Source organism: Flavobacterium pisciphilum, assembly GCF_020905345.1.
In the GTDB taxonomy this organism is placed as follows: Bacteria; Bacteroidota; Bacteroidia; order Flavobacteriales; family Flavobacteriaceae; genus Flavobacterium; species Flavobacterium pisciphilum.
This window is the reverse complement of record NZ_JAJJMO010000001.1, coordinates 4,446,731-4,465,719: the sequence shown is the minus strand read 5'-3', so window position 1 is coordinate 4,465,719 and position 18,989 is coordinate 4,446,731. Positions and strand designations below refer to the sequence as shown.

The window sequence follows — 18,989 nt, the reverse complement described above, 5'->3', positions numbered from 1 at the left end:
TATCCGTTAAAATACCATCTAAAGCACTTAAGTTATCAACATATTATCAAAAAATCCTGTTTTTTATAGCATAAAAAATAAAATCTCCAACTATTGTAAATAACAAAATTCCAAAACGGACATTTAAAAATGCTGTTTTGAAATTTTGATAATTGACTTATTTATTATTTCTAACTCAAATTAAAACTCATTTATTGAACTACGACTCTCGATTTAGCAATTTCTGTATCTGCTTTTACGTGAGCTTCATTTGCTCTACCACTTGGATCTTGGTTTTCTTGCCATTTTGGAATCCATTTTCTAACAGTTTGCGCCGCACTGACCTGTGGATAGAATTTATGAAATATTGATCTGTAAAGATAAGCCTCTTTTGTAGTTGGTGAGTTATAAGGAAACTCCACTGCTGCTCCAGCCAATTCCTCATCTGTAACTTTAGATGAACAATATTCTATTAATTGATCAATCCAATTGTACCCTACTCCATCTGAGAACTGCTCTTTTTGCCTCCACAACACTTCTGCTGGCAAATAAGGATCATCTGGAGTATCAAACGCTTTTCTTAATATATGTTTTTCTATTCCTTCGTGCGTTTTTGGCTGTTTTTCTTCTGGTTTGACACGAACTGCCACGTCCAAGAAAGTTTTGTCTAAAAACGGAACTCTAGTTTCTAATCCGTGAGCCATTGTAGCTTTATCTGCCCTTAATAAATCGGCAGTAAATAATTTCTGAACTCTTTCTATTGTTTCTTTTTGAAATTCTTCAGCTGATGGAGCATTTCTAAAATACAAATACCCTCCAAAAATCTCATCTGCTCCTTCTCCCGAAAGCACTACTTTTATTCCTATTCCTAAATCTGCAATTGCCTTAGACAGAAAATACATTGGAGTACTTGCACGAATTGACGTTACATCATAAGTCTCCAAATGCCAAATCAATTTATCAAGAACTTCAATTCCCTGTTCTATTGTAAAATGCACTTCATGATGCTCTGTTCCTAAAAACTCAGCTACTTTTTTAGCAGCCATTGCATCTGGTGCATCTACATCCAATCCGATAGAAAACGAATGCAATTTCTCGCCTCGTTCTGTCAATAATCTTGATGCTATTGCCGAAGTTAATGATGAATCCAATCCCCCCGAAAGTAATACCCCAATTGGCACGTCACTCATCAAACGCTTACGAGTTGCCTCTGTTAAAGTTTCTCTGATTAACGCTAAATCTAAATGCTGATCTGCTTTTAAATAATCTTCATATTCTGGTTGGTAATATTTTACAAAACCAGTTTTAGGTGTATAATAGTGTCCTGGAGGAAATGTAGAAAATGATTTACATTGATCTGCAATAGACTTCATTTCTGATGAAAAATAAATCCTTCCTCTTTCATCCAAACCATAATACAAAGGTTTTACACCTAGTGGATCTCTACCTGCTATAAAATCATCTCCATCAATTACCACAAAAGCCCAGTCTCCATCAAGCATGTTACAAAAATCATAACCAAACTCTTCGTATAAATGAACAATTACTTCTGAATCTGATTTTGTTCTAAAAGTATGCGCTTTCAAAATGCCATTTCGCAATTCTTGGTGGTTGTATATTTCGCCATTATGAACCATCCAAGCAGAGGATGTTCCTTGAATAGGTTGTTTTCCCGAATGTAAATCTATAATCGACAAACGCTCATGACTCATAATATGCCCTTTTTCCATTACATGCAAATCACTTTCATCTGGACCACGATGTGACATTCTTTTCGAAAGTTCTTTTACAAGTTGCGGGTCTTTTCCTTTTCCAATAATGGCTAATATTCCACACATAACTATATCTTTTTAATACTTTAAAAATTTTGCTATAACAAATATGGCTAAAAATTCTCTTTTAACCACTAAATTATCAGTTTTTACTTTAAAAAAAGAAAACGTTCCCAAAGATTGAGAGCGCTTTCTTTAATATAATTTTATTTTCTTTATGCTTTAACATACGCATCATCATGAACACTTGCAACCGCTCTTCCTGAAGGGTCATTCATGTTTTTGAAAGCTTCATCCCACTCCAAAGCAATTTTAGTACTACAAGCCACACTTGCTTCCTGAGGCACACACAAAGCCGCTGCATCACTTGGAAAATGTTCTGTAAAAATAGAACGATAGTAATACTCTTCTTTAGAGGTTGGGGTCTGTAAAGGGAATTTATATTTCGCATTCGCCAATTGCTCATCCGAAACTTCTTTTGCTACTACTTCTTTCAAAGTATCAATCCAACTATACCCTACTCCATCTGAGAATTGTTCTTTTTGTCTCCAAGCAACACTTTCTGGAAGCATATCCTCAAAAGCTTTACGAACTACCCATTTTTCCATTGGATGCTCTTTGTTGATCATTTTATCTTGTGGGTTAATACGCATGGCAACATCCATAAATTCTTTATCCAAGAATGGTACACGTCCTTCTATCCCCCAAGCAGCCAAACTTTTGTTTGCACGTAAACAATCATACATATGCAGTTTACCCAACTTACGAACGTTTTCTTCATGAAATTCTTTTGCATTTGGCGCTTTATGAAAGTAAAGATACCCTCCAAACAACTCATCTGCACCTTCTCCAGACAATACCATTTTAATTCCCATTGATTTAATAACTCTCGCCATTAACCACATTGGTGTTGATGCTCTAACTGTAGTTACATCGTACGTTTCTAAGTTATAAATCACATCACGAACAGCATCTAGCCCTTCTTGAATAGTGAATTTGATTTCATGGTGAATTGTTCCGATATGTTTAGCAACGATTTGCGCTGCAGCTAAATCTGGCGAACCTTCTAATCCTACTGAAAAAGAGTGTAATTGTGGATACCAAGCATCTGTAGTATCATCTGATTCAATACGTTTTTGAGCATACTTTTTAGCTACTGCCGATGTAATAGAAGAATCTAAACCTCCAGATAATAAAACTCCGTAAGGCACATCACTCATTAACTGTCTATGAACAGCTGCCTCAAGCGCTTTTTTGATTTCAGGAATACTTGTTTCATTATCTTTTACGGCATCGTACTCTGTCCAATCTCTTTTATACCATTGCACAAATTCACCATCTTTACTTGTCATATAATGACCTGGAGGAAATAACTGTATTTTCGTACAATATCCTTCTAATGCTTTCAACTCTGAAGCTACATAAAAAGTTCCATCTTGGTCCCATCCAATATATAACGGAATAATTCCCATATGATCACGGGCAATAAAGTACTCGTCTTTTTCTACATCGTATATTGCAAATCCGAAAATACCGTTCATTTCATCTATAAAATGTGGTCCTTTCTCTTTATAAAGCGCCAAGATAACTTCACAATCGCTTTCAGTCTGAAAGTTGTATTTTCCTTCAAATTGCTTGCGTAATTCTCTGTGGTTATATATTTCACCGTTTGCAGCTAGAACTAATTTCTTGTCTTCTGTAAACAAGGGTTGTTTTCCAGAAGCTGGATCTACAATTGCTAAACGCTCATGTGATAAAATTGCCTTATCATTACTATAAATACCACTCCAATCTGGTCCGCGGTGGCGAATGATTTTAGACATTTCTAATACTTGAGGTCTTAACGTTTCTGCTTTTTGCTTTAGATCAAAAGCACATACTATTCCACACATAACTATATATTTTTATATTTTTTATTCGTTTTGATAAGGCAAATATGCAATAACAGTTACAAATACAAAACACAAACAAACATTTCAGTTATAATCTGTAACAAAAAATCAAAATTTACAATAAAAATGAAAAAATAAAGAAGCAAAAAATAGCATTGTAGTTATAATTTTAAATTCTTTACTTAGTTTTAGTTTAAAAGTGAAAGAAAATTCCCCTCTTAACAAACACTTTCGATAGTATAATGTGTCTTATTGATTTCAAATTCAAAACCAACTTTGTTCCCCATTAAATGAGCCCCTAGTGGAGATTGTGGCGACAATGCAATCACATTAATACCATCAATTGAAACTTTAGGTAAAGCTACACTCAGATACAAATAAATTCCATTTGCCTGAACTAGACTACCAATAATAATAGTCGAAGAAATAAACTCAGCGTCTATCCTATCTAAAATTGCTTTTTGAGCAATTGCTTCTTTTAATTTATTAGTTAGTTTTTCCTGCTCGATATGCATCATCGACAAAGCCGTTTCATGCTTGTCTCCTGCAGAACCTTTGGCATCATTTTTAGAATCTTCTGTCAAAGCCGAAATCATGTCTTTAAAAACATCTATTCGATCCTGAACCATTTGTAAATAATAGGTATGTATTTTTTGCTTGAAAGTCATTTTTTTTTTAGATGCTAAGTTGCTCAGGCACTCTATTCCTGATTTTTTTTAAACTGTAGGGTTTGCTGCGATTTACACAAAGATCGCAAATTAAAGTTATTTTAAAAAGTTAGCCACGAATTCAAAAAAATATTTTTTGAATTCGTGGCTAAAAAAACTTAACGTTTCTCACGTAAATCTTACAGTCAAACCTCTTTAAAAATCAAATTTATAATTAGCTCCAGCCATAATCTGAAAACCTTGAACTGGGTAATTTAACCATCTTTGATATGCTTGATTGGTAATATTATTTGCTTTTAAATAAAAAGTCAATCTATCGCTGTATTTATATCCTACATGTGCATTTAAATCAAAATAACTTTTTAAGGTAATCGGACTTGATTCAATTCCTAAACTAGTATTTACCTGCTCATCTTTTCTTTCTCCTACATAGAACAAATTAAATCCTGCATACCATTGCTTAGTAACATTAAAGTCTAAACTTGTACTTAATTTCATTGTTGGTAAATTCCAAGCTTCGCTTTGGTAGTCATTGCTATAACTATTAAAAGTTCCGTTGATTCCAAAAGAAACATTCTTAGAAAAATCAGCTTTTAACTCTCCATAGAAACGCAATGTCGTCATATCATCGTATACAACTTGAAATGAATTACCGAAAGCATATTTTTCATTAGCTATATCTTCTGTATAGTTATTGCTCTTAAACAATGCCTTATTTCTTTCATTTACATAGGATCCCTGAACTTTATAACTCACATTATTTGCTAATTTCCCTTTTAAACCTGCAAAAACATCAAATTGTTTATCTGTTGGATTAATATTTAATGTTGGAGATAAAAATGGGTTCTGGTCAACAAAATCCATGTATGTATTTTGCTCCAAGTTCCCTTCAGCACCAGCATAAAAAATCATTAAATCTCCAACTACCTTATAAGAAGCAGTTACATTTGGATATACTAAAATTTTACTATTACTATTTTCATTATCCAAACTGTAGAATAATTTAGCTCCTAAATTTAATGTCCAATCATCTTGCTGCATTACAAAACTTGGCGATAATCCAAAATTAGTAAAACCATATTTTATAGGTGCTAAATTTGTCTTTTCATAATTATTCTCAAAACTTCCACCTACATAATCTACAATTACATCTGTATTTATAGACTGATCCATTATCTCTACTTTAAAAGATGGTTTTATGTAAAACCTATTCTCAGAAGATTTTAATCCATCAGAAAAGTGGCTGTATTTCATACTTGCCTTGGTGAAGATTCCATCGCTAAAATCAATATTTCCTCCAAGATTAATTCCGTTGTACGAATGCTTTGGACTTATACTACTAATTAGCATTCCGCGATCTTGTGGAGCTAATGTCGAACCAAAATCAACTGGCAAACCATACCAATTATAAATCTGATTTTGGTATCCTAAATCAATACTCCAAGACATATCTCTGTTTTTCACTCCATAGATTACATCCAATGAAGTGTCATAAAACTTATCATTAAGATCAATTCCTTTAATCCCCCCTTGTGAAGACTGATGCTTGAACATTCCCGCTACATAATCATTGTTCCCTAATTCTTGAGCTACAAATAATTCTGCATTTAAATTACCGTAATTACCAACTCCTGCTGTCGCATAATTAGTAAACAAATGTTCTTTTTTTGCTTTATCTACACCTTGAGCATTTCCTTTTGAAGGGGTAAAAGTTGATGCTACTGGGAAAGAAAAAATAGTATATTTAATGGTTTCTTTAGGAGCATTCCCCTCATCATTTAATGATGGAATTTCTTTTACCTTAAAGGCATCTGAAATTGTAGGTGAATATGCTTTTACAACATTTACTTCTTCAGTACCAATTGTTTCTTCTTTCTTTTTTGTTTCATCTTTTTTTTGTGCCAAAGCCAACTGAGACGTTAACAGTAAAAGAAAAGCGATATGTTTATTTTGGAAATTGATTTTCATATTTTATTATTATTTTTAGAAAGACGTGAAAAATTAAGAAGTAAGATGTAGTGAATATTCTTCATGATTATTTTCCATTTCACTTTTACATCTCACATTTTATATTTCAATTTTCTATTTTGTAATCGACGAATTGGTTTTAGACTCTTCTACTTTAATAGCACTTAATTCTTTTTCTGCCTCCGAAACCACATCTGGATAAGCTGTAAAATTCTGAATCACATTCTCTAGAATATAAGTTGCCTGATAACTATCTTTTAAACCATAGAAATTTTTCGCCATTAACACCAATCCTTTTGCTCCGAAATATTTAAATGACGAATAATTCTTAGCTAGTTTTTGTACCGTTGCATTTGAAGCGTCGTACTTGTTTTCTTTATTTTTAAAGTAAGCATCATAGTATAATGCTTCAGCTGCCAATTCTCCTTTTGACGTTGTAGCTAATTTTGCATAAGCTGTTTTAGCTTTATCTTCATCACCAGATTTAATTGCTGCTCTTGCTACGATAATTTGTGCATCACTTTTTACATTTTCATCTGTCTTAGGGTTTTGCAACACTTTTTCTGCATATACAACTGAGTTATTATAATCGTTTTTATCATAATAACATTTCATCAAATTTGCCTGTGCAAATGTTTTATTCTGAGACGAATCACCTTCATTTTCTATACGAGTTAAAACGGAAATTGCTTTATCACAATCTTTAGCTTTTAAGAATATCTGAGCCAAACGCATCAAAGATTGTTCAGTATACTCGTTTCGAGGTTGTTCAATTACATATTGATAATTAGGTATCGATTTACTTTCTGAGCCTTCTGCTGTATATGCTTGTGCTAATTTAAAGTTAGCTTCTAGCGCATGTATTCCTTTTGGAAATTTGCTCACATAACCACTCAAACCTACAATAGCTTGCTTATTATTATTTTGCTCAAATTGTTTTATCGCTCCCTCAAAAGTGTCATTATCCAAATCAGCATCAGTAACAGCTACAAAATCTAGAGTACGTACCCAAGTAGCATATTCATCTACTTTTCCGTTGTCAACATAAATTAATCTAGCTGTAGAAACTGCTTCAAGCGCCTCTGGAGTTCTAGGAAAATCCGCAGCAACCTTTTTAAATTTAACCAAAGCCAATTGATCTCTATCTGAATTATAATAAATTAATCCCTCACGCAAAATAGCTTTTGCTGTGAAAGCTCCATTTTTAAATTCCGAAACCAATTGATCATACATTTTAATTGCCTGTTCTTGTTTTTTTACAGCAGCATAAGTATTTGCTAACTCAAACATGACATCATCACGATATTCTGATTTTTTGTACATCTGAAGAAACCCATTAAGCTCTTCTATTTTTTTATCATTTTTATTCATAAAACCATAACAAATGGCTTTTTGATAATAAGCATAATCTGCATCAACTCCTCTAAAGCTCATTACTTTAGTATAAGCCTCCATAGCAGATGAATACTTCGAAGTTACAAATCGACAATCAGCTAATCTTAAATAAGAATCGTGCAATCTTGAAGTATCCTCTTTTGAATTATCAATTTGTGCCTGAAATGAGTTGGCAGCATTATCATATTCTTTTAATTTAAAATACGTATAAGCAATATTATAATTTACATTTTTAAACTCTGGAATCGCTTTGGCAGCAGCTAAACCTGCAAATTGCTTATAACTGATTAAAGCATTTTTAAAATCATCATTAAGATACTCTGTTTCTCCTTTCCAGAAAGTAGCTCGCGCTGTAAACTCAGGACTTTTTTGTTCACCTAAAGATTTCACAAACATTTTATAAGCCTCTTGATAATTATTGTCATTATACAACTCTAATCCTCTATAAAAAAGCACTTTTTGATAGGCTAATCTATTCTCTGGTGATCTGTTCTTTTCTAATAAAACCAAAGCTTCACTGTAGTTTTTAGATGAGATATAAGAATCTATCAATAATCTCTCTACTTCTGATTTACTAGAATTATTTGGATATTTCTTTAAGAAATCAAGCAGTACTACTGGTACATTTTGATATGAATTCCCAATTTCATAACTCAACTTAGCATAATTTAAACTTGCATCTTCTTGAATTGCCTTATCAAAATCCATTTCGGCAGCATTCTTAAATGCATTTAAGGCCTGTTGCTTCTTATCTGTATTTAAATAACTCTGACCTAAATGGTAATAAGCATTTTGTGCCACAAAGTCTTTTCCCTCAATAATTTTATTGAATTGCGAAATAGCATTTTCATAATCTTTTTGCTGATAATAAGCATATCCTAATTGGTAGAAATCAGTATTATTCCACTTCCCTTTTTTACCTTTATATTGTACTAAATACGGAATTGATTTATCATACATTTTTAAATTAAAATAACTTTCTCCAATAATCTTATTCAGCTCTGATTTTTCGATTTCATTTGATTTCGGCATTGCTTTTTGCCCCAAATCAATTGCTTTTTGAAAATTTCCTAATTTAAAGTTCATATCAGCTTGATAATACGAAAGCTTCTCTTTGTATTTTTCTTCGCCTGAAACTTCATCAAAGTATTTAGTTGCCTCTTTATAATCATCGCCTTCATAAGCCATAAATCCTAAATAGTATTTGGCTTGCGAACCATATTCTGGTGAGTTTACTACTTTATTAAAATAGGTTGTAGCTTCTTTTTTCTTTTTAGAATTAAAATAGCTGTATCCTTTCTGGAAGTTGAATTTATCTAAATCACTTTTGCTCATATAGCTTTCATCTACACGATCAAACCATTGTAAAGCTTTTGGATAATTAGCTTGATCGAAAAAATAATGAGCTACTTCTATGTATGCTTGATTTTGTTTAGTACTTATTGGGTAGTCCTCTACAAAACGCTCCATAAGCTCATCAGCATTTGGCTGATTAGTTCTTATAGCACAATTAGCAATGTAGTAAGCACAATCGGCCTTTACTTCTTCTTTCGTCTCTTTTTCTTTTACTTTTTCAAAAATAATCTGAGCCGATGTATATTGTTTGTCATTATATAAAGAAACCGCTTTGTCGAAATCCTTTAAATCGTAAGTATAAATAGCCGACTTTTGTGCCGAAACCTTAATCGATAAAAGAAAAACTAGTATAAAAATTAACCGTGAAAGTTTGCGCATTGTGATTTTAATTTAATTTTCAAATGTATCATTTTCTACTGGGTATAACGAAATGGTTTTAGTATTTATTATAATTAAAAATGCAACTAATGTGTTTTAACACACTTATCAATCCCAACAACCACACACTTATTGTCTTAAATAACCACATAAAAAGGACTATTTCCCTAAATGAGGAAAATTTATTTTGAATACAGCCGTTAACTTATTACTTTTACCATTCAAATCAATTTTATCATGTCACAAACCGTACTGTCTCTTAAAGATGTAACTATTTATCAAGAAGGAAGAAAAATTTTATCTCATGTAAATTTAGAAGTAAAGCATGGTGAATTTCTTTATATCATCGGAAAAACAGGTTCAGGAAAAAGTAGTTTCATGAAAACTTTATATGGTGACTTACCATTAACAGAAGGAGAAGGTCACATTGTTGACTTTGATTTGGCTACCCTAAAAGAAAATGATATTCCTTATTTGAGACGTAAGATTGGAATCGTATTTCAAGACTTCAAATTACTTCCAGATAGAACTGTAAATGACAATATGCTTTTTGTTCTAAAAGCTACTGGATGGACAGACAAAGAAGGAATGGAACGCAAAATAGATGAAGTTCTAGATAAAGTTGGTATGAAAGAGTTTACTCAAAAAATGCCACATCAGCTTTCTGGGGGGGAACAACAACGTGTTGCAATTGCAAGAGCTTTACTTAATGATCCTGAGTTTATCCTTGCTGATGAACCTACAGGAAACTTAGATCCACAAACAAGTTCTGAAGTTCTTGAGGTTTTGAGAAACATCAACGCACTTGGAAAAACTATTATCATGGCAACGCATGATTATGCATTATTAATGAAATTCCCTTCGAAAACATTAAAATGTGAAGATGCTAGAATTTTTGAAGTAGTTCAGAGAACAGTGTAATGCTTTCGATTCTAATTCCTGTTTATAATTATAATGTTTCTTCTCTAGTTGAAGCACTACATAAACAATGTTTAGAATCTAAAATAGAGTTCGAGATAATTTGCCAAGATGATGGATCTAATTCTATATTGAATAAAGACAATGAAAAAATAAATTTACTCGAAAATTGTTTTTTTATTTCTTTAGATAAAAATATTGGTAGAGGAGGAAATATTAATTCATTAGCTCGAAAAGCAAAACACAATTGGCTTCTTATTTTAGACTGTGACACATTTCCTGCTCAAAATAATTTTATAAAACGATATTTAGATATCATTACAAATACAGAAGAAAACATCGCTTTTGGAGGGATTCTTTATGAGAATAAAAAACCTCAAGAGGAGCAGTATTTACGATGGATTTATGGACAGAAAAGAGAAACCAAATCAATTCTAACCTCAAATTTATTAATAAAAAGAAACATTTTTATTCAATATCCTTTTGATGAAGTTATTACAAAATATGGCTATGAAGATTTGTGCTTTTTCTCCGTTTTAAAATCAAATCATTTTGAAATTTTATGCATTGAAAACCCCACATATCATTTAAATTTAGAAACTTCAATCATATTTCTAAACAAAACCAAAACAGCCTTAGAAAACCTGATATTACTTTATAATTCAAAGAAAATAACTTCTGAAGAAAGTAAAATACTTAAATCTTTTGATTTTATAAAAAAACTCAGAATAACTCCTTTTTCAGCCTTTCTATTCAGAAAAAATCAAGCAAAAATGGAATTAAATTTACTTTCTCAAAAACCTTCTTTATTTTTATTTGACCTTTATAAATTAGGCTATTATTGTAATTTAAAAAAATAAGTTATATGGCATTTTTTTCTGTAATTATTCCATTATACAATAAAGCTGATTATATTGAAAACACTATAAAAAGTGTTCTTGATCAGACTTTTACAGATTATGAAATTATCATCATAAACGATGGATCTACAGACAATAGCGTAACAAGAGTTCTGGAATTTAATGACAGTCGTATACAGCTTTACAATCAAAAAAATCAAGGTGTTTCTGTTGCTAGAAATTCAGGAATCGAAAAATCTAAAGGAAAACTAATTACTTTTCTTGATGCAGACGACTATTGGTTTCCTAATCACTTAGAAACTTTATTTAAATTATATAATAATTTCCCAAATTGTGGTATTTATTGTTCTCGCTATAAAATCAAAACAATATCTAAACAATTTGTAATTCCTCATCACAATGGAATCGAAAATTCATTTTCAGGAATTATTGAAGATTATTTCTATTCGAATTCTCCATTTCGAACAACATGGACTTCAAGCTTAGCAATTCCAAAAGAAATTCTATTGAAATTTGGCAGTTTTACCCCTGGAGTTACAAATGGTGAAGATTTAGAATTGTGGACTAAAATCGGTATTCATTACTCTGTAGCAATAAGTAATAGGATTACAGCCGTTTATAACTACAATACTCCCAACAGCTTATCAAAGAAGAGCATTAATACAATGAAATTAATGGATTTTGAACCGTTCAAAACTGCTGAGAGTCAAAACTCATCACTGAAAAAATTCTTAGATTTATATAGAATTGAATACGGGTTACGTTATTATATATTTGGATATACAGACAAAAAAAACTTTTATCTAAAAAATATTGATGCAAAAAATATTAATTTAAAGATTCGATTTTTATTAAACCTCCCTTCTTCTTCTTTACGCATCCTTTTTAAAGTAAAAAATTATCTAAAAAAAACTGGTCTGTACTTTTCTATTTACGAATAGAATAATTTACAAATTCCTCAAAATCTCTTATATAATCGGCTTCAATATAAACTTCCGAAGCTACAACTAAACAAACAGAACCTGAAGAAAAATTTTGTAGTTCCCTCCAAATCCCAGGATTAATTAACAAACCTTCAAATGGCTTATTCAAAGTTACGGTCATTGACTCTTTTCCATCTTTTAAAACTACGTCAAAACTACCACTTAATGCAATCAAAAATTGTTTTAGATTTTTATGTGCGTGCCCTCCACGTTCAGCTCCACTTGGTACATCATATAAATAATAAACCCTTTTAATATCAAAGGGAACAGTATCATTTTCTATTACTGAAAGGTTGCCTCTTCTCTCCTCTATTTTAGGAATTGAAATAATTTGTATCCCCTTATTATTTATTTTCATGTCTTGTTATTTCAAATTTTTCATGTCCCTCTTTTGCACTTTTAAAAGCGGTTTTAATTTTTTTAAATTGTATTTTATTCTGTTTTAGATCAAAAAACAATTTGATAAAAATCCAAAAAATATATTTCTTTTTAAATATTCTTGAAAATACTGCACCTTGAATATAATATTTATTAGTTATATTTATCTTTTCTGAAGAAGTTTGACTTTCATGTTTTACAATTATTTGTGAGTCAAAAATAAGCAATTGACCATTTTCTTTTAAATCAGATAAAAAAACTGCTTCTTCACCCATTTCGAAAGCTCCACCTAAACCAAATTTTTCATCAAATCGAATTTTAGATGCATCAATAATCGTTTTATTTAATGTCATTTCTATTGAGCTCACATTAAGTACATCTAAGATACCTAAGTTAACTTTAGAACCAGAAGGATATTTCTTAATTAAATCTCCATTTGAATTTATCACTGAAAAAATCACTACTGCCGCTTCAGGGAATTTATGATACGAATTTATTATTTTAGCTAAAAATCCTTCCTGATAAACAATGTCATCGTCAGCAATGACAAGAATTTTTCCAACAGCATTATCAAGAGCCAAATTTCTACTTTTTACCAAACCTTTTTCAAACGAGTTTATAACTCTTACCTTAGAATAATTAGAAGTTAAAATTTTCTCATTTTGAGTCTGATTAATTATTAAAATTGAAAAATTAGAAAAATGTAAAAACGGAAACATTGGAACTAAAAAATCTAATGAATCTTGATTCATTGTAGAAATTAAAATCTCGATATCATTTTCAAGAAAAGTCTTTACCATTTTTAATTTATATACTCACAAATATATACTTTTTTTGAAATAAAAATCAAAGACAATATATTAAGAAAAACAAGCATAATGTTACTTATTATGAAAAGGATAATTCTGTATTTCAAATCATTTTTTGATTAATTGTTACTATTTACTATTCCAAAAATCAACATATTGTTGAGCTACTTGAACATAATTATGATGTAGTTCTACAAATTTTCTACTATTGCTTGAAATTTCCGGAATATCCTTTCTATTTTGTATTAGTGTTTCTAATTTAGTATAAATATCTTCTTTCGAAGGAAATACATTAACAATTGGATAATTATTATTTTCCTTCAACAACTCATACATTTCTGGTTCTCCTCCACCTACCAAAACCAAACCTTGCGCCATACCAATCAAACCATTCATTCCAGGAGTATAAGAATAGAGTTGATCTAATATAACATCTGATTCTGACATTATTTTCACATATTCCATCCAAGGTAGAGAAGTGACTTTATTTATCAGAACTTCTTTGGGATAAGCCTCCTTAATTTTCATTATTTCTTCAAGAAATAAATCAGTGCCTTTCAGTTTTGATTTAAGTTTTTGAATACCAATAAAAAATTTGATTTTATCCTCTTGAATTACTTTTTGCTTATACTGAAGTAAATTAGTATTAATAGGTAAGGGAATATATCCTAATTTATTTTTATAATAAGGTTCATATGCTTTATAATACTCATACAAACAAGAAATTATGCCATTACATGTTTCTGCGACTTCAACATTTGCATCTTGAAATTGATTTCCTATCCACTCACAATTATAAATATCAAGAGGTTTTTTCCCAATAAATAAATCGGAATATTTAAGTGTTTTATTTTCTATACATAGTTTCTCCCAAAAATAATCAGTCCCAAATGCCCCTAAAAAAACTTTCGCATTATTTTTCAATAAAAATCTATAAAAATGAAGATTTCTCTCAATCTTTAAATCTAAAAATGAAGGGTTATTAATCTGTACAATATCATAACCTCTAAATTTTTTAAAAGTATTATGTATTCTTCTTAGGTATTTAATCGAGTTATAAAAATCATATCCATGGCGGAACAAATTAATATCTCTATCATTTTTCATCCATTTACATCCATCAGAAGCTACGGTAACATCATGTCCTAATATCCTTAACCCTTCTGCTAATGTAGAATGTAGAGCACTGTACTCACCTAATAAAAGAATTTTCATACAATTAAAGTTGTTTAATGTAATGAGTTCAAAAAATCAAAAATAAATATATCTTAAAAATATTTGGAGTATTCGAAATAATCTTTAGGTTAAAAAATTAGTCGTCTTATTCATAACTATTTGTTTCTTTTTTTTAAAGTCATCTCTTTAATTAAACCAATTCCATCTTTAAAAAAGATATTTCATTTATTTTAAAACAAAAACTATCAATCAATAACTTTCACCCCCGTTTTTGAAAATACACCGTCTTGATAAAGATTATAACTTGAATCTTTTTCTAAATGTTGCAACAAGGCTCTATCTTCGCTCAAATAAGAAAATAAAACTCGAAAAATATTTACATTTGACTTTAAATTTTCATCATAATTATGATGCTTATCATCATTCCATTTTATAGCTATTAAATTACCGAAAATTGATTGAAGTAATTTTGGATTCCTTGTTGTAAACATTTCATTTATATTTTCAATACCAACCCATCCACCATGATCTGCTCCAATAATAATAATTCCTTGAGGGTCTTTTTTAGTTATCAACTCTATAGTTTTTATTAGCCAATCGTTTGCAATTTCAATTTTTTCCAAATAAACTTTACGCCCATTTTTTATACCCGAGCCATCATAGATAATATGATGTGGAAGTAATTTCTCTACAAAATAAAACTTTGGTTTATCATTATTATTATTATTATTATTATTATTAGCTTCTAAGCATTTTTTTAAATCTTCATAAACATCTCTTTTTGCATTGTTATCATTACTAAAAAAGGGAATTTCTGAATTCATTATATTAAAATAATCATAATTGCCTTTTGGAAAACTTTGCTGGAAATAACCATCTTCAACTATAAAAAAAGTTTTATAATTATTATTCTTTAGAATCTTTATTACAGGATTATTTCCGACAATAATACTTCTCGAATCCTGCATCTCAAATGGTGAAGATAATATACTATTTAAGTGATGATGTTTCATTGCAAACATCGAAGCATTTGAAGCTAAACTTGCTGGGTAATTACTTCTTGTATCTTTATAAACTATAAATGAATTACTTTCTAACCAATCATACATGCTGTTGTTATATTTATAAGGGTGATCTTCCATCACTTGCTTACCAACGTAACCATCTGGTTCTAAAAAATAGATATTGGGAAATTTCACAAACTTAACTTTTTCAATATCATCATCCTGTTTTGTCCAACTTAAAGTATCATTGAATTGTTTGTAAATGAAAATATGTAACGTTTTATAAAATGGGATTACCGACAATAAGATTAGAAAAATCACTATATTTTTGTAGTAATTATAAAATTTTGAAGAGAGATAAACTACAAGTATTAGCAATAATAATAATATTTTTTTCTTTATAGTCAAATAATAAACCTGAGATAGAAACACCGCAGTAATCTCTATTGCTAATACAAATAATAAATGCCTCTTATAACCGTTCAATTTTTTAAAATGACGAAATATTTTATACAGAGTATAAACCCCAGCACAGGGTAAAACTAAAAATAAAAAAATGAAATATAGAAGATGCTGATATGAATTTATTGATTCATAATTATTTGAATAATAATAAACTAAAGGATAAAATCCAGAAAAAAAACCAACCAGGATTGGATAATCTTTTGAATCATTCAAAAAATCATTTACTTTTTCTTTAAAATTAAATTTCATTTGTTGTAAGTTATTGAAGGCGCTTCATACTATATAGAATTCTTTCGGAAGATATAATCCTTTCTTTCTTTAGTATTTCAAAATATACACTATACTCTTTCTCAAAATTTTCTTCGTTATAAAAATCAAAATGATCTTTAAAATCTCTTTTACTATCAAGTAAAAACTGTACCCAAGAATCCGATCTTGTAGGAAATTCAATTAATAAATTTGAAGCCATTTTTGAAAAAAACTGTGCTGAAAATTCAAATGGAATATTCCCTGACAATGTTATATGATGAATCACTGCAAGAGCTAAACAGCCATCAAACTTTAATTCTTTAATTCTATCAATAAATGAAAGTCGTTCTTGGTTATTAAATCCATAATTAGCAGTAGGATTTAAGACATCTGTAACAAGAGGAAGAATGTTTTTTTCTTTATTTTTTAATACTTGTCGGTAATTTTGTTCCACTGCATTAGAATCAACATCAGCAACAATAATAAAGGTTGCCATATCTTTCAAAACTCTGGAAAATGTTCCATCATTACCTCCTATGTCAATTAATGATTTCCCTTTTATAGATAGAAACCAATCTTTTGTATAAGTCTTTTTAAAATCATAGGATGCTCCATTATAATTTGTTTGGTTATAATAATGATCCCACTCAGTATTTTCATTTATAGTTAAATTTTCTATATAGTCATAAAGACCGTCTAACAATTTAATTTGAGAAGCTTTGGGTAAATTGCTAACTACTTTTTTTTTATCTGATTCGAATTTTGAATCATATTTTGCCAACAAGTGAATATTACTCAACAATGTTGGACTTAAATAGCTTTTAGCTGGTAATAACTTAGACAATTTTTGTAACGAAATACCTTCTAAATATTGAGACAGCATTTTTAACTGGTCTTGTCCATAATATTTAGATAAAACCAATGGCCCTAAGAAGTGCATTATAAATTGTTTGTAAGCTAGCCAAGGACTATTTTCCTTATAGAAATCAAATGATAAAGTATCTATAAAAATAGGTTTCCCTTCATGAAAAGTAATATTGAAAGCTGAAGCATCCTTCAATGTAAAATTATGCTCCAAACATAACTTCTGGATCTTTAACGTCAATAAAGCAGCATGTTTGTATTGTAGAAAGTTCCATTCATAAGGATAACTTATAAAAGATATTTTTTCTGATTCAATAATTATTTGATCAGCAGATAAAATTTCGATTTTATGAGGAATTAGGAATTTCTTTTTAAAAAGAAGAGCATAAAACCTGCTATCAGTTAAAGCTTTGTATTGCTCAAAATAAATTGGATTTATTGCTCTTTTTATTTTGTCTCCAGCTATAAAAATATAACCTGATGGGTCCCTAAAAGATGAAGAAATTCTATTTGATCCCATCTAATTTTGATCCTCCTTGCTATCTGCTTCATCCATAAAATCTTCTTCCCTTTTAGTTTCAATACCAAAAACACGCTTTACTTTATGTAAAACAGTTCTGTAAAACATTAAAACTGCTGCAACTGCTGCAGCCAAAAACTGAACAATTAAAGCTCCTGTACCTGGATCAAAATATAATAAAGTCATTTATATAGTTTTTTCAAAAATAACAAAATTTAAATAATGACAGTTATTTTTTCCCTAATAAAACCTTCACCTGATCTTTTAGCTCCTGAATATCTTTATTTTGCTGTTCTATTTCTTTATTTTGCTTAATTAAATACAAGGTTAATTCTTCAATCTTTTCTTGTTGAATTTTTGCCATTTCTCCAAGTTCTAAACCTTTCTCTGTAATTTCTTTAGCAGATGGTACGTTTGGTAAATGTCCATTTTCTACTATATAGTTTTCAACTTCTTTCAAGTTAGGTAATTTATACTCTTTATCAAAAACATAATCTGCCCAAGTAGAATATACTTTTATTTCCTCAGCTCTTATCTTTCCTTTTACAGATAGTCTGTAGGTATCTGATCCATCAGTAAAATTTGTAGTTCCGATTCCAATATTATTCATAGATATTATATTCCCTTCTACAAATGCACTACCAGAACCATCTAAAAATGTTGAGCCACATGAACTTGCCTTAATTATTAATTTATATTTTTTATTTTCATCAGATGTTAAGCTTTCATAACTTGCGCCAATTATCAATTTTGTGTTAGCCTGTGGAAGGGAAGCATGACTAAAGTTACAGCCATCTGGTGTTGTATCTTCTAAAACTCTAAATACATTTCGTTGTTTACTATCATTTATCTCAAAACCACCAAAACCAGCTGTCTCAGCATAAGATCTAAATCTTTGATTATCTCCCCTATCATCGATGGAAAACCAAAACCTAGATTTTGCGTTAATATTTGAAGCTGGAAAATCAAAAAAGTTCATCATTCTACTATTATTAGAATTAACAAAACTACCTGCTTGAAAAACTTTACTTTTTTGGTTTCGATCATTCGTGTCAATAAAAGTTTGACCATTAGGAAGACCTAATCCTGAAAAATTGGCGTTTTTTACTTTAATATCTCCATTAACCTCTAATGTAGTAGTAGGATTAGTAGTTCCAATCCCTACATTAGTATTAGAAGTTGATGAGTTTGGCAAAACACTTCCAGCTCCACCTGAACCTGTGCTAATTTGTGCGTTTACAGCATTATAACTTAATATAAATATCCAAAAAAATAAAAAAGTAAAGATTGATTTCATTTTTAATATAGTTTAACTTGTAGATTAATTCTTTCAAACCTACTAAATAAAACAATAG

The 18,989-nt window shown here is 30.0% G+C and carries 15 protein-coding genes; 3 read left to right on the top strand and 12 right to left on the bottom strand.

Annotated features, from left to right (window positions below):
- Positions 1-191: 191 nt before the first annotated feature.
- The 5 genes from asnB (LNQ49_RS18960) to LNQ49_RS18940 form a co-directional block, all read right to left on the bottom strand.
- On the bottom strand, positions 192-1,817 hold the full coding sequence (gene asnB / locus LNQ49_RS18960) for an asparagine synthase B (protein ID WP_229990575.1): 1,626 nt from the start codon (positions 1,815-1,817) through the stop codon (positions 192-194).
- Positions 1,818-1,966: 149 nt separating this feature from the next.
- On the bottom strand, positions 1,967-3,643 hold the full coding sequence (gene asnB, locus LNQ49_RS18955; protein ID WP_229990574.1) for an asparagine synthase B: 1,677 nt from the start codon (positions 3,641-3,643) through the stop codon (positions 1,967-1,969).
- Between the two features lie 218 nt (positions 3,644-3,861).
- Positions 3,862-4,311 carry a GreA/GreB family elongation factor gene (locus LNQ49_RS18950; protein ID WP_229990573.1) on the bottom strand — a complete coding sequence of 150 codons (450 nt, stop codon included), beginning with the start codon at positions 4,309-4,311 and terminating at the stop codon, positions 3,862-3,864.
- A gap of 195 nt (positions 4,312-4,506) precedes the next feature.
- Positions 4,507-6,279, bottom strand: a complete 1,773-nt coding sequence (locus LNQ49_RS18945) for a TonB-dependent receptor (protein ID WP_229990572.1) — start codon at positions 6,277-6,279, stop codon at positions 4,507-4,509.
- 114 nt (positions 6,280-6,393) lie between these two features.
- Entirely contained in the window at positions 6,394-9,408 is a 3,015-nt protein-coding gene (locus LNQ49_RS18940) for a tetratricopeptide repeat protein (protein ID WP_229990571.1), read from the bottom strand.
- A 237-nt stretch (positions 9,409-9,645) separates the two neighbouring features.
- On the opposite strand from LNQ49_RS18940, the gene LNQ49_RS18935 reads away from it, so the two are divergent.
- From LNQ49_RS18935 to LNQ49_RS18925, 3 genes are read left to right on the top strand one after another with little or no spacing between them, the layout of a single operon-like run.
- Complete coding sequence (locus tag LNQ49_RS18935; RefSeq protein ID WP_229990570.1) at positions 9,646-10,329, top strand: cell division ATP-binding protein FtsE; 684 nt, start codon at positions 9,646-9,648, stop codon at positions 10,327-10,329.
- Entirely contained in the window at positions 10,329-11,186 is an 858-nt protein-coding gene (locus LNQ49_RS18930; protein WP_229990569.1) for a glycosyltransferase family 2 protein, read from the top strand. The genes LNQ49_RS18935 and LNQ49_RS18930 overlap by 1 nt, the downstream gene beginning before the upstream one ends.
- A 5-nt stretch (positions 11,187-11,191) precedes the next feature.
- Positions 11,192-12,127, top strand: coding sequence for a glycosyltransferase family 2 protein (locus tag LNQ49_RS18925; protein WP_229990568.1), 936 nt, complete (start codon positions 11,192-11,194; stop codon positions 12,125-12,127).
- On the opposite strand, the gene LNQ49_RS18920 is transcribed toward LNQ49_RS18925, so the two are convergent.
- The 7 genes from LNQ49_RS18920 to LNQ49_RS18890 all read right to left on the bottom strand — a co-directional run bounded on the left by LNQ49_RS18920 (position 12,114) and on the right by LNQ49_RS18890 (position 18,931).
- On the bottom strand, positions 12,114-12,527 hold the full coding sequence (locus LNQ49_RS18920; protein ID WP_229990567.1) for a sugar 3,4-ketoisomerase: 414 nt from the start codon (positions 12,525-12,527) through the stop codon (positions 12,114-12,116). The two genes, LNQ49_RS18925 and LNQ49_RS18920, sit on opposite strands and share 14 nt — an antisense overlap.
- Entirely contained in the window at positions 12,514-13,299 is a 786-nt protein-coding gene (locus LNQ49_RS18915; RefSeq protein WP_229990566.1) for a glycosyltransferase family A protein, read from the bottom strand. The genes LNQ49_RS18920 and LNQ49_RS18915 overlap by 14 nt, the downstream gene beginning before the upstream one ends.
- Before the next feature lie 186 nt (positions 13,300-13,485).
- A complete protein-coding gene (locus tag LNQ49_RS18910; RefSeq protein WP_229990565.1) occupies positions 13,486-14,571 on the bottom strand; it encodes a glycosyltransferase family protein in 1,086 nt (361 codons plus the stop codon).
- A gap of 206 nt (positions 14,572-14,777) precedes the next feature.
- Entirely contained in the window at positions 14,778-16,250 is a 1,473-nt protein-coding gene (locus LNQ49_RS18905) for a hypothetical protein (protein ID WP_229990564.1), read from the bottom strand.
- A 10-nt stretch (positions 16,251-16,260) separates the two neighbouring features.
- Complete coding sequence (locus tag LNQ49_RS18900) at positions 16,261-17,634, bottom strand: class I SAM-dependent methyltransferase (protein ID WP_229990563.1); 1,374 nt, start codon at positions 17,632-17,634, stop codon at positions 16,261-16,263.
- Positions 17,635-17,820, bottom strand: coding sequence for a hypothetical protein (locus LNQ49_RS18895; RefSeq protein WP_229990562.1), 186 nt, complete (start codon positions 17,818-17,820; stop codon positions 17,635-17,637).
- A 43-nt stretch (positions 17,821-17,863) separates the two neighbouring features.
- Positions 17,864-18,931, bottom strand: coding sequence for a hypothetical protein (locus LNQ49_RS18890; RefSeq protein WP_229990561.1), 1,068 nt, complete (start codon positions 18,929-18,931; stop codon positions 17,864-17,866).
- Between the last annotated feature and the right edge of the window lie 58 nt (positions 18,932-18,989).